The organism is Pedobacter superstes (assembly GCF_037622515.1).
GTDB lineage: Bacteria > Bacteroidota > Bacteroidia > Sphingobacteriales > Sphingobacteriaceae > Paradesertivirga > Paradesertivirga superstes.
Window position 1 is genome coordinate 300936 of record NZ_JBBJCN010000003.1, and the last position, 11926, is coordinate 312861.

Consider the following 11926-nt stretch of genomic DNA (forward strand, 5'->3'; position numbering starts at 1 on the left):
AAAATATTTTCACTAATCTCTTTTTACGAAATAGATCTCAACCCTTCTGTTTTTCATTCTTCCCTCATCCGTATCATTTTTTGCTGCTGGCTTCAGATAGGCATCTTCGGTAATTTCAATTGGAATATCTATAGTTCGAAGTTTCTGTAAAGCATCCATCACCGACTGATTCCGCTTTCTGGATAAGGCCATATTGTACTGCAAATCGCCGATACTATCGGTATGTCCGGCAACACGCATTGTATATTTATTTTTAACGCGGTCGAACGTTGAGGCAATACCTTTCAATTTATTCAATTCGCTGTACACTATGTCGGCCTTGTCAAACTCAAAATAAATATTCGCATCCATGTATACTGTATCCGGCAGCAAATCTTCGAGATTTTTACCCGCCAGAATTTGCCGTGCATCTATCAGCTTACTTAAATCCGGATAATCAACAAAATCAGGCTGCATTGTATCGCGTTTAGCTATAAGACTCCTGTCTTCAACAAACACTCCAGAATCATAAATATTGTCGGCAACATCAGCAATGATAATTTTCAAATGGTATTTTTTATAAGGGACCACATAGGTTTGTGCAACCAGCTTTTTCGTTACTCCATCAAACTGTAAGAACCGGTATAAGGCAGGCCTGGCCTTTTTAACTAAAGTCGGATCTGTACGGATATATGCCGTTTCAGCAGATTCTTCGGGCCGGGACGAGAAGAAGTTTTTGATGCCGTGCCAAATTGAAGGAAAAAAGCCCATAGGTCGTCTTTCAACCGATGGCGCTTGCCTTTTAGTGACAGCGCTTGAAAAAACATTATTGTCAATAAAAAACTCCTGGTTCGTCTTATGGTTTACCGTATTGATACTCACTGGCTCAGATTTTCCGGGAATCAGAGCTATATTATTTTTTGTATTTTCATCCGAAACGAAAAAAGCAAACACATCATTATAAGCCGAGCCAACATATTCAGGATATTCTTCTGAACCAAACTGATAATTGAACTGCAGGCTATTTCCCATTGGCACAAAATCAAACTCAACCATGCTTACGTCGTAGACATTGGGCTTCACGATCTTCTGCAAATCGGCATCCTTTTCTACATCACCAAAGGCATAAGTTTGATTGTATTTGTTATTCATACCGGCGACGTTATATGCCGAGCCTGTTGAAAGCACTAAACCTTTTTGCAGGTCTAAAACATTTCCTGAATTGCTAAATGACCCAATGGATAAGAAATTCCCATGAAATTTTATATTTCCGACTACTACCCCCTGACCCGTAAAATTTTCCTTGATCCACTTATTAACATCAACACGCGATACACGTATTTGAGCGGTGCTTGTAAACCCGGCTAATAACGAAAACAATACGATGGTGTAAAGACGTAAGCTCATGGTAATGGTTTAAGGTTTTTGGCTTTTTCTAATATAACCAATATCTATCAAAATTTTATTCGAAAATGCTCTTTTGCATGACCTTTCCTAAAATAAACTAATCCGATCCAGAATAAATCTACTGTAAGGCTAACCTGTGGATTGGCTTTGATCTCCTCCCAGGCTTCTTCCATACCTTTACTCCAATAAATATCATCAAAAATCAGGACAGTATCGCTATTCACCTTTGAAAGGCACCAGTTAAAATAATTTAAAGTGGCATCCTTGCGATGGTTCCCATCTACAAACACAAAATCTAATGAATCTGTTTCGTCTATAATACCTGGAAATATTGCGTCGAAGTTTCCCGTAAGTAACCTAACGTTACCGATTTTTAATTTATCCAGATTCTCCCGGGCGATTTCTGCAGTTTGCGGACAGCCTTCAATTGAGATGATATTTGCCCCTGGCATAGCTTTCGCCAGATAAGCAGTTGTTAAGCCCAAACAGGTTCCCAGTTCAATAATATTTTTAGGCTTATTATCGTTAGAAATTCTATAGATTAACTGAGCAAGTTTTTTAGGCTTTAAGGCATTTTTTGCAAGTTGCCGTACCAGTTTTTTCTTATTGTTATTAACGTGCGAACCTGCGCCTAGATCGGTAATGGTAATTTCCCTCTCATCAGACAATAAGCTTTTTCGCAATTGTTCTATTTGCTTATAATCGGTTCGGGGTTTAAAATCATAAATTACTTTGTCGACCAGGTTGTAAACAAAAGGGGAATGTATTCCATGACGTGTTTTGGCTGTAAGCCGGTGTCTGATATATGATTTAAACAGTTGTGAATTGATCATGCAAGAGCAAAATTAGACAAAGCATTGTTATATTATATGATAGAGCCAAAAAAGATTACATCTTAGATTCAGACAATTCTTAATACAAGGTGTTATCTTTTTTATATTTTAGTAAAACACTATGAATGATAAAGAATTAGAATCTTTGATTAAGTTACTTGATGATCCGGATGCAGAAGTTTCCCAGCATGTTGAGGAACGTCTGCTTTCTTACGGTAATGAGGTAATTGAATATCTTGAAAGTGCATGGGAACAATCCTTCGACGCACTTTTACAGGAGAGGATCGAAAACCTCGTTCATAAAATCCAGTATAATTCTGTAAAGAAAGAACTAGAATTATGGTATCATGGCGGTGCTTTTGATTTATTGCAGGGGGTGATTATTATTAATAAATATCAGTACCCCGATATGGACCCATCTAAAATCATCAACCAAATTGAAGAGATTAAGCGTGAAATCTGGTTGCAAATGGTTTATGATATGAGTGCTATTGAAAAGGTAAAAATTATAAATCACGTATTATACAGTATTTATAACTTTTCGGGCAATACCACCAACCATCAGGATCCACAAAACTCATACATCAGCCAGGTGCTGGAGAGTAAAAAAGGCAACCAAATTTCTCTCGCCATTATTTATTCCGTGATCGCACAAAAACTGGACATCCCGATTTATGGTGTAAATCTCCCTCAGCATTTCATCCTGGCGTATATAGACGAAGCTAAAGAATACATTTCGGAAGAAGGTGTTTTGTTTTATATAAATGCGTTTAACAAGGGTTTCATTTTTAGCAGACGAGATGTAGACTCCTTTTTAAAACAATTAAACCTGACCCCTGCTAAAGAGTTTTACGAGCCTTGCAATAACGAAGATATTATTCGAAGGATATTAAGAAACCTGATTTCTGCTTATTCAAAATTAGGGTATGATGAGAAAGTTAGAGAAACCGAAGAATTATTGCAGGTATTGGAAGCTGAGAAGTAAAACAAATGTCCGGACTCCAATTAGTTCCGGACACGTCAATCTTTAAAATTCCATCAAATAGGCTTTAATAAAATCGTTTAAATCGCCATCTAGTACCGCCTGTGGGTTTGAAGTTTGATGATTAGTACGGTGATCTTTCACCCTTCTGTCATCTAAAACATAACTTCTGATTTGCGATCCCCATTCAATTTTCTTCTTGCTTCCTTCGATAGCTGCCGAGGCCTCCTGGCGTTTCCGCATCTCAGCTTCATACAACTGTGATTTAAGCAAACGTATGGCATTCTCTTTATTCTGAAGCTGTGATCTTGACTCCTGATTCTTGATAATAATACCTGAAGGTTTGTGATACAGACGAACGGCTGTCTCTACTTTATTTACATTTTGGCCACCAGCTCCACCCGAACGGAAGGTCTCAAATTCAATATCTGCAGGATTTACCGCTATTTCAATCGTATCATCAACAAGAGGATACACATACACTGAAGCAAAGGATGTATGGCGTTTTGCATTGGCATCAAAAGGTGATATACGTACCAGGCGGTGAACACCATTTTCACCCTTTAAATATCCGTATGCAAACTCTCCTTCAATCTGAAGAGTTACGGATTTAACACCGGCAACTTCGCCTTCCTGGAAATCCTGTTCAGTAACTTTACACCCATTCTTCTCCGCCCACATAATGTACATGCGCATTAACATCTGAGCCCAGTCGCAACTTTCTGTCCCGCCAGCACCGGCTGTGATTTGAAGCACAGCGTTCAGCTGATCTTCTTCTGAACTGAGCATGTTTTTAAACTCAAGTTCTTCAAGCTTAACCAGAGCAAGCTGATATTGCTCCTCAAGCTCTTCTTCAGTTGCATCACCTGATTGGAAAAACTCATATAAAACGGCAGTATCTTCCACAGCAGAGTTTACATTAACAATGCCGTCGGTCCAGACTTTTTTAGCTTTAATGGAATGTAACACCTTTTCGGCGTCTTTTGGTCTATCCCAGAAATCAGGGGTAAGAGTTAATTCTTCTTCTATATGGAGTTCATCAAGTTTCTTGTCGATGTCAAAGATGCCTCCTCAGGGACGTTACTCTGTCCCTTAAATCCTGTAACTGTTCTTTAGTCATGGAACAAAAGTAAGAAAATGGCTTAAAAAGAGCTGTATTGTTTTTCGCTGAGAGAAAGATTCACATGCGCATTTCTTTTTTGCGCCACTTAAACTTAGTATATTTGAATCAAGGTTGAACATACCGAAGTACAACATTACTCTACAAGAATGTATACACAGGAAAAGATTATAAATATGCTGAAACTGCACAAGCCCGCGCTAATTCAGAGATATCCTATTTCTGAACTTGGTTTGTTTGGATCTTTTGCCCGGGGTGATTTTAATGAACAGAGTGATATAGACATCCTTGTTGACTTTAACGGAAGAATAGATGGATTCGATTATATTCGTTTTGCTCATGAGTTTGAAGATCTTTTCCATCATAAAATTGACATGGTTTCCCGAAGAGCGATTAAGCCGCATTATTTACCATTTGTAGAGCGTAACCTAATCCATGTCTGAACGAAATATACCTTTGCTTCTATCCGACATCCAAACCTCCAATTTTATAATCCATGAATATTTCGGAATTGATAATCTAATAGTTTGGGATATTATAAAAAATCGCTTGTCAGATCTATCAGATGACATTTCAGTTTTGCTTCGATCGGAGAGATAATTTAATACTGGCTTTGAAATTGAATTTCTTACTTATAAAAGTTAAATGTTAAAAGCTTTCCAAACCTGCAGAACAATTAAACACATCATTGGTCTATACTAGATATTGATGTTACAGAGAAAATATATTCCTTTTCTTACTCTGCTTTTTATTTTCTTTGCTTGCAATTCCGGCAAACAGATGAAAACTGTTGAAGATTCTGTTGCGATCGACACAATGCGAGCCGAAGGCCAGGCTTTAGACACTTCTTCTATCCCGAAATTATCGAAGCAAATTAAACCATATAAAGGACTTTTTATTCTGGGAAATGAAGTTAGCGCTTTTACCGATTGCAATAACGGAAAACTTTATTGGCTGGAAGACAAGAGTAAAAAGCTTTTGCCGGCTTATAAAAAATCCACCCAATTTCTCTCCTACCCTTATGAAAGTGTGTATTTAGAAGTAAAAGGATACCTGAAAGGTAAATCAAACATGGGTTATGCAGGAGACTATGAAAATGTTCTGGTTGTCACTGATCTTATTACTTCAAAGCAAAAATCTTTTCATACTGATTGTTTCAATTATGAATTTATTGGCTTAGGGAATGAGCCTTTTTGGTCATTAGAAATAATTCCATCAGAAAAAATTATAGCCTTGAAAGATGTTGGGAACGATAAAACCTATACATTCCCTTACAATCCAGGTAAATCCTCCGCCTCAAGCACAATATATGAAAGCTACAATGATAAAAAACAGAGTATAAAAGCTATCATTACAAAACAAAAATGCAGCGATGGCATGTCTGACAGAATATATAACTATGCTGCTGAGGTGACTATCGATGGCAGAACACTTAAAGGTTGCGCTATTAAAAAAGGTGATAATATTAAATGAATCGTTAAGTGTCAAGTTTAATTAAACAGGATTTTTATCTTAGTCCAAATTTTCGTGTATGCTTCCAAAAATAAATTTTACTCAAACTCAGGCTTATCAATATTTAACAGATCATTTTGTTGAAGTCAATAACCAGCATTTACGTGGTTTATTCGCCGAAGATCCAGACCGTTTTAATAAATTTTCTCTGCAGTGGAATGAAATTCTTTTAGATTATTCTAAAAACAGGATCACGGATAAAACTATGGCTTTGTTAATTCAGCTGGCTAAAGAATGCGGACTTAATGAAGCCATTGATGCAATGTTTATTGCTGAACAAATCAATGAAACCGAAGGCCGGGAGGTTCTGCATACCGCGTTACGAAATCAGGGGACCAAAAAAGTCATGGTTGGAGGCATTGATGTAATGCCAGATGTAAATGCTGTTCTTGATAAAATGGAACTTTTTTGCAATTCTGTAATATCCGGAGAATGGAAAGGCTATTCCGGGAAACCGATCACAGATATTGTGAACATTGGCATCGGTGGTTCTGACTTGGGCCCGGTAATGGTTTATGAATCTTTAAAATCTTACCGCAATCATTTAAATCTTCATTTTGTATCAAATGTTGATGGAACACACATCGCGGAGGCCTTAAAAAAAGTAAATCCTGAAACTACACTATTTCTTATCGCCTCTAAGACTTTTACCACGCAGGAAACTATGGCAAATGCTCATAGCGCACGTAACTGGTTTTTAGAAAACGGGGGCTCTTCAGATGGAGTTGCCAAACACTTTGCTGCGCTTTCTACGAACGCAAAAGCTGTTTCAGAATTCGGGATAGATACAAAAAACATGTTTGGTTTTTGGGATTGGGTTGGAGGCCGCTATTCTTTATGGAGTGCTATCGGCACCTCGGTAGCCTTAGGAATTGGATTTGATAATTTCAAGGCACTTTTAAAAGGTGCACATGACATGGATAATCATTTCCGAAAAACAGAATTCGAACAAAATATACCTGTAATTCTGGCATTGCTAGGTATCTGGTATAATAATTTTTTTGAAGCCGAAAGTCACGCTATTTTACCATACGATCAATATATGCATCGCTTTGCGGCATATTTCCAGCAAGGAGATATGGAAAGCAATGGCAAAAACGTCGACAGAAATGGAGATCCGGTAAATTATCAAACCGGCCCTGTGATCTGGGGAGAACCCGGAACCAACGGACAGCATGCATTTTACCAGCTAATCCATCAGGGTACAAAATTAATTCCCTGCGATTTTATCGCTCCCGCTCAGTCACACAACAAAATCGGATCTCATCATACGCTGTTACTCTCTAATTTCTTCGCCCAAACAGAGGCCTTAATGAACGGGAAAACGTACGAAGAAGTGGTAGCAGAATTGAAAGCTTCCGGAAAACCGGAGATAGAAATTGAGAAGCTTGCGCCATTTAAAGTGTTTGAAGGAAACCGACCGACGAACTCTATACTTGTGAAAAAGGTCACTCCGGAAACTTTGGGTGCGCTAATCGCGATGTACGAACATAAAATATTCGTTCAGGGTATCATCTGGAATATTTTCAGTTTTGACCAATGGGGAGTGGAGCTGGGAAAACAGCTGGCTAACAAGATTCTGCCTGAATTGGAAAGTGAGTCGCCAATTAGCACACACGACTCCTCAACCAACGGCCTGATTAATCAGTATAAAAGCTGGCGTAAGGAGAATCTATAAATTAATTTAGATATTTATACTAACATTTAAGAGGGGCAGGAAACTGCTCCTTTTTTATTTATAGGGCAAAATATCCCACATAACCGGTGGTTTATGCAAATAACCAAAGAGCTTTTAAATGAAATATTAAAACTGGGTGCACCTTTAAGAGTTGACAAGAATTGTTCTTAAATACTGTAGAAAACTTTTGCGTTTGTTCCGTTAAGAATAATTGAAAATCAGTGTTGAATTGTTTAAACAGTTCAACGAGTTTTTTTCCTTAGCTGTAAGAACCGCTGAACCGCCGCCTTTTCCACCCCGTTTTGAAATTACCAGGGGTGTTTTATTACGTTTGTTCATTTGCTCTACAATTCCCATGCCTGCTTGTAAGAAATTTCCATTTCCAGGGCAGCTTGCGTGATGGAACCATGTTTATCTACTTTTTCTAAAAGTTCAATTCTGTCGGAACCCAGGAATGTCCCTTCCTGCGCATCTACCCAAATCCTACCGTTTGCTATTAGCTTAATGTATGCCTTAATATTAAGAAATAAGAAACATATAATTCTGGTCTCAGCTATACCAAAACTACAATTGAAATCTCGCTGATATAAGAAAAATGTTGGCTAAATGCCATACAAAATTTCTCTTAAAAATAATTCTTTCCACAAGCAACCTATCTGACATATCTCCGTACTTGTGAGTATATTGAGTTAACTATTGATGGACTCATCTAACATTCAACATATCATATCAGGATGTAAATCCCGCGACCGTAAAAGTCAGAAGGAGCTTTACAGGCAATATTTTGGGTTTTCGATGAAGATCTGCTTTAGGTATGCTGAGCACAAGGAAGAAGCTATTGAAATAGTAAACGACGGGTTTTTAAGGGTATTTAACAACATTCAAAAGTATGATCCTGAGCGACCCTTCAAATCATGGATCAGCACCATAATGATCAATACCTCGATAGATTATTATAGAAAAAGAATAAGACGTACGAAGATGGAGGAATTAAACAGCAGCCATGAGCTGGAAGAACACGAACATATTTTATCCAGGATAAATTATGATGAATTAATAAAACTGGTACAAAAGCTTTCCATAGGTTATCGCACTGTTTTCAATTTATTTGTAATTGACGGGTACACGCACGAAGAAATTTCGGGCATGTTATCGATATCTGTTGGCGCATCAAAATCCAATTTATTTAAAGCCAGGCAAAAATTAAGAGAAATGTTAAGCTCGATGGAAGATGATACATCGGGACATATGAAGTTTAAGATATCATGAAAGAATTATCTGACAAGAAATTTGATGAGCTGTTAAAGCAAAAAGCAGAATCCTTTGATTTTGACTTTGATGAGTCTGCATGGAACAAAATGGAGCAAAAGCTTCGAAAAAGAGACCGCGCTATTTTCATAAGAAACAGCAGCTTTGTACTCATCTTATTATTGCTTGCCGGTGGAATTTATTTTTTCCTTGATAATAAACCCCTTAATGAAACAACTAAAATCGCAAAAGGTGCGAAATCCACTCAGCCACAGCTTACTTCCGTAGATAAAAATGAACAGAGGTTACATATTGATGAAAACAACACGGTTACGGTTTTAAAAGACGCGGTAACCCTCCCTCAAAACATACAGGAAATAAAATCAGTTAACCGCACTAGTGAAAAGAAGGTTTCCACGAATCCCCAATCCGCTCAAAATAAAACAGTTACAGAAACTTCAATAGTTGAAAAACCCGACGAATTGGAGGCATTAGCAAGGAATCAACCAGAAGTTCCCGGATCAACGGTCCCCATATCAGATATCACGAATGGTGCTTCAAGTTTCAATCCGGGTGATACAAGTGTAAGTAATAAAGAAGCCGCCAGTCGATCAAAGAATAAAAAACTCGCATTCAGTGTAACCGCTTTAGCGGGACCAGAGTTCAGTTCAGTTAAGTCAATTGCCGGCAAGCAAGGAACAATAACTCTTGGAATTCTTTTAAATGCTGCGATTTCAAATAAAATCACGGTCAGCTCGGGACTTAAATACGGCTTAAAAAATTATCAAGCTGGAGCATACGATTATCAGATGCAAAATCAGACCCGTGCGGGGATGCTTTCGGGCATTGATGCCTCTTGCGCAATTCTTGAAATTCCTTTACAGGCATCGTATACGTTATTAAACAATAGCAACAAGAGGATTTCAGTGTCGTCCGGCTTATCTTCTTATCTGATGCTTAAGGAGAAATACCATTTCAAGTACACCCCTCAGTCTGGATATAATGATTATTTGTTAGAGAAGAAAAATGCCAATCAACATTATTTTAGTGTGTTAAGCCTTTCGGCAAGTTATCACATCCGGCCAAAAGCATCCCATGTTGAATGGGCTATTGAGCCTTATGTAAAATTACCTCTTGGTGGTGTCGGGGAAGGAAATGTAAGGTTAAAATCAAGTGGAATCTCCTTAAATCTTAGCTATGATCTTGGTAAAAAAAATAAGTAACGTGCTAATCTATTTATTGGCATCTACATCGATATACACGCCATCCTATGCTCAAAATCTGACAACGAAAGCAGCAAAAATTCGTTTTTTTTCATCCACTCCTGTTGAGGACATTAAAGCAGCGTCGGATAAGGGTGTAGCCGTGCTAATGGGCAAAACCGGTGAGATTGCGTTCCAGGTTCCTATTAAAAGCTTTGAGTTTGCCAGGGGCTTAATGCAGGAACACTTTAATGAAAATTATATGGAAAGCGACAAATATCCATACGCCAAATTTAACGGAAAGATAAACCAGCCGCTGGATTTATCGAAGGACGGCGAATATAAGGTCACTGCCACAGGCGCACTTTTAATTCATGGAGTTACCCAACAGCGAACTATTCCAGGTGTAATAAAAATAAGAAGTGGAAGTATACAATTATTATCTGCCTTTGATGTCGCCTGCGCAGACCATAAAATTAAAATCCCAAAATTGGTATTAACTAAAATAGCTGAAGTTATAAGAGTAAATGTTGATGCAAGCCTAAACCCATAACCTTTATGAAAAAGCTCTTCTTAACCATTATCGCTTTTTTGCTTTTTATTTGCGGCTCTTATTCGCAGGAAGCAGATTCCCTTTTACAATCACTTGACTCCTCCAAATTTTCTGGCGGCAAGACCTTCTCAACGTTTAAGTCAACCAGGGTGGTTTTATCGCATTCAAGCGAAACACAGAAAAAATTTGATCTCGATTTACGAATTCGCCATCATTTTGGTGATATAGGCGGAGACTTTGGAAGTTCTCATACCCTTTATGGACTTGATATAGCCACAGATCTGTACATAGGATTAGATTACGGACTAACTAACCGATTAACTGTAGGAGTTGGCAGAAGTAAACATGACGAACTCTTTAACTTCTTTATCAAACATAAGGCTATAGAACAATCTAAGAAAACTGTACCTGTAACGATAAGCCTGCTGGCACAGGCCGGTGTGATTGCAAGGGAAGAAAATTTCGATAAAGAGTTTAATTCTGATTCGACGAGAAACAGCTATTTATTACAGGCTATTATAGCCCGTAAATTTTCTGAACATCTTTCCTTACAGGTTTCTCCTTCGTATTTATTACGATCTGAACATGTTGCTTTCGGGGATCAAAAAAATCTTTTCAGCCTTGGCTTTGCCGGGAGGTTCAAACTTAGCAGACGCCTCTCTCTAATCGGCGATTATCAGCTCGTGAATGCTTTCCGACGACCAGATAGTTTCTCGGACACCTATTATAACCCATTGGGAATTGGCTTGGAAATTGAAACCGGAGGCCATATTTTCTCACTCAATTTCATGAATTCTGAATATATAATAGAGAACAATTTTTTACCGGATACTAAAAAGTCATGGTCTGATGGAGGTGTTCGGTTCGGATTTACAATATCCAGAAATTTCAGTCTTTCAAAATCAAAAAATCCGGACGTCCAATCTAAAATCTATTAATCAAATGTTATGGAAAGAGACGAATTTTTAAAATCCCTTGGCATAGGCCTGGCAATGGTTTGCACAGGAACCTGCCTGCAATCCTGCGGAAAAGGCGGAAGTGATGATACCGGAACTCCGGGGAATCCACCCGGTGGCGGTGGTGGAGGAGGAGGCGGCAATACCGCATCTGTAGACATTTCATCTATGACAGCAGTAGGAAGCCAAAATACCGTAAACGGTGTTTTGTTTATAAGAATGGATGCGGCTAATGCAGCATCATCCTTTGTTGCTACTGAAGCTGTTTGCCCGCATGAACAAGGTGTATTAACATGGCAACATAATAATTCCAGAATAATATGTGGCAATCATCAGTCTACTTATAGTTCTACAGGAGCAGTAACCGGCCAGCCAGTAGGCGGTGGAACAACCAGAGCATTAAAAATATACACGGTTAGTTTAACAGGAACTACATTAACTGCAACTAAAACCTGA

General features: G+C 38.3%; 13 protein-coding genes. 10 read left to right on the forward strand and 3 right to left on the reverse strand.

Annotated elements, in window-relative coordinates:
* Positions 1-12 precede the first annotated feature (12 nt).
* The gene (locus tag WG906_RS10155; RefSeq protein ID WP_339992480.1) at positions 13-1386 is read right to left on the reverse strand and encodes an OmpA family protein; all 1374 of its coding nucleotides are present in this window, start codon (positions 1384-1386) and stop codon (positions 13-15) included.
* Positions 1387-1433: 47 nt separating this feature from the next.
* Positions 1434-2219 (reverse strand): O-methyltransferase, encoded by a 786-nt coding sequence (locus tag WG906_RS10160; RefSeq protein WP_339992481.1) that lies wholly within the window; start codon positions 2217-2219, stop codon positions 1434-1436.
* 121 nt (positions 2220-2340) lie between these two features.
* Here WG906_RS10160 and WG906_RS10165 point away from each other — a divergent pair, with 121 nt between their 5' ends.
* Positions 2341-3204 (forward strand): transglutaminase-like domain-containing protein, encoded by an 864-nt coding sequence (locus WG906_RS10165; RefSeq protein ID WP_339992482.1) that lies wholly within the window; start codon positions 2341-2343, stop codon positions 3202-3204.
* A gap of 42 nt (positions 3205-3246) precedes the next feature.
* On the opposite strand, the gene prfB is transcribed toward WG906_RS10165, so the two are convergent.
* Positions 3247-4321, reverse strand: a protein-coding gene (prfB, locus tag WG906_RS10170) for a peptide chain release factor 2 (RefSeq protein WP_339992483.1) whose coding sequence is annotated in 2 segments (ribosomal slippage) — positions 3247-4260 and positions 4262-4321 — 1074 coding nt in all. Because the reading frame shifts where the segments join, the coding sequence is not laid out codon by codon here.
* 176 nt (positions 4322-4497) lie between these two features.
* Here prfB and WG906_RS10175 point away from each other — a divergent pair.
* From WG906_RS10175 to WG906_RS10210, 9 genes are all read left to right on the forward strand, one after another.
* A complete protein-coding gene (locus WG906_RS10175; RefSeq protein ID WP_339992484.1) occupies positions 4498-4764 on the forward strand; it encodes a nucleotidyltransferase family protein in 267 nt (88 codons plus the stop codon).
* Positions 4757-4921: a HepT-like ribonuclease domain-containing protein gene (locus tag WG906_RS19470; RefSeq protein ID WP_431844474.1), complete on the forward strand. Its 165-nt coding sequence runs from the start codon at positions 4757-4759 to the stop codon at positions 4919-4921. The genes WG906_RS10175 and WG906_RS19470 overlap by 8 nt, the downstream gene beginning before the upstream one ends.
* A 108-nt stretch (positions 4922-5029) precedes the next feature.
* On the forward strand, positions 5030-5794 hold the full coding sequence (locus WG906_RS10180; protein ID WP_339992485.1) for a hypothetical protein: 765 nt from the start codon (positions 5030-5032) through the stop codon (positions 5792-5794).
* A 58-nt stretch (positions 5795-5852) separates the two neighbouring features.
* A complete protein-coding gene (pgi, locus tag WG906_RS10185; protein WP_339992486.1) occupies positions 5853-7511 on the forward strand; it encodes a glucose-6-phosphate isomerase in 1659 nt (552 codons plus the stop codon).
* Positions 7512-8210: 699 nt separating this feature from the next.
* Positions 8211-8780, forward strand: a complete 570-nt coding sequence (locus WG906_RS10190) for an RNA polymerase sigma factor (RefSeq protein WP_339992487.1) — start codon at positions 8211-8213, stop codon at positions 8778-8780.
* Positions 8777-9982 carry a hypothetical protein gene (locus tag WG906_RS10195; RefSeq protein ID WP_339992488.1) on the forward strand — a complete coding sequence of 402 codons (1206 nt, stop codon included), beginning with the start codon at positions 8777-8779 and terminating at the stop codon, positions 9980-9982. Before WG906_RS10190 ends, WG906_RS10195 begins: the two co-directional genes overlap by 4 nt.
* A complete protein-coding gene (locus tag WG906_RS10200; RefSeq protein ID WP_339992489.1) occupies positions 9957-10514 on the forward strand; it encodes a YceI family protein in 558 nt (185 codons plus the stop codon). Before WG906_RS10195 ends, WG906_RS10200 begins: the two co-directional genes overlap by 26 nt.
* A 5-nt stretch (positions 10515-10519) precedes the next feature.
* Entirely contained in the window at positions 10520-11452 is a 933-nt protein-coding gene (locus tag WG906_RS10205) for a DUF5777 family beta-barrel protein (protein WP_339992490.1), read from the forward strand.
* A 9-nt stretch (positions 11453-11461) separates the two neighbouring features.
* Positions 11462-11926, forward strand: a complete 465-nt coding sequence (locus WG906_RS10210) for a Rieske 2Fe-2S domain-containing protein (protein ID WP_339992491.1) — start codon at positions 11462-11464, stop codon at positions 11924-11926.

Coding starts and splice junctions, on each gene's coding strand:
- WG906_RS10165 (WP_339992482.1), top strand. CDS start 2,341: ATGAATGATAAAGAATTAGAATCTTTGATTAAGTTACTTGATGATCCG.
- WG906_RS10155 (WP_339992480.1), bottom strand. CDS start 1,386: ATGAGCTTACGTCTTTACACCATCGTATTGTTTTCGTTATTAGCCGGG.
- WG906_RS10200 (WP_339992489.1), top strand. CDS start 9,957: ATGATCTTGGTAAAAAAAATAAGTAACGTGCTAATCTATTTATTGGCA.
- WG906_RS10180 (WP_339992485.1), top strand. CDS start 5,030: ATGTTACAGAGAAAATATATTCCTTTTCTTACTCTGCTTTTTATTTTC.
- WG906_RS10210 (WP_339992491.1), top strand. CDS start 11,462: ATGGAAAGAGACGAATTTTTAAAATCCCTTGGCATAGGCCTGGCAATG.
- WG906_RS10195 (WP_339992488.1), top strand. CDS start 8,777: ATGAAAGAATTATCTGACAAGAAATTTGATGAGCTGTTAAAGCAAAAA.
- WG906_RS10175 (WP_339992484.1), top strand. CDS start 4,498: ATGCTGAAACTGCACAAGCCCGCGCTAATTCAGAGATATCCTATTTCT.
- WG906_RS10190 (WP_339992487.1), top strand. CDS start 8,211: ATGGACTCATCTAACATTCAACATATCATATCAGGATGTAAATCCCGC.
- WG906_RS10160 (WP_339992481.1), bottom strand. CDS start 2,219: ATGATCAATTCACAACTGTTTAAATCATATATCAGACACCGGCTTACA.
- WG906_RS19470 (WP_431844474.1), top strand. CDS start 4,757: ATGTCTGAACGAAATATACCTTTGCTTCTATCCGACATCCAAACCTCC.
- WG906_RS10205 (WP_339992490.1), top strand. CDS start 10,520: ATGAAAAAGCTCTTCTTAACCATTATCGCTTTTTTGCTTTTTATTTGC.
- pgi (WP_339992486.1), top strand. CDS start 5,853: ATGCTTCCAAAAATAAATTTTACTCAAACTCAGGCTTATCAATATTTA.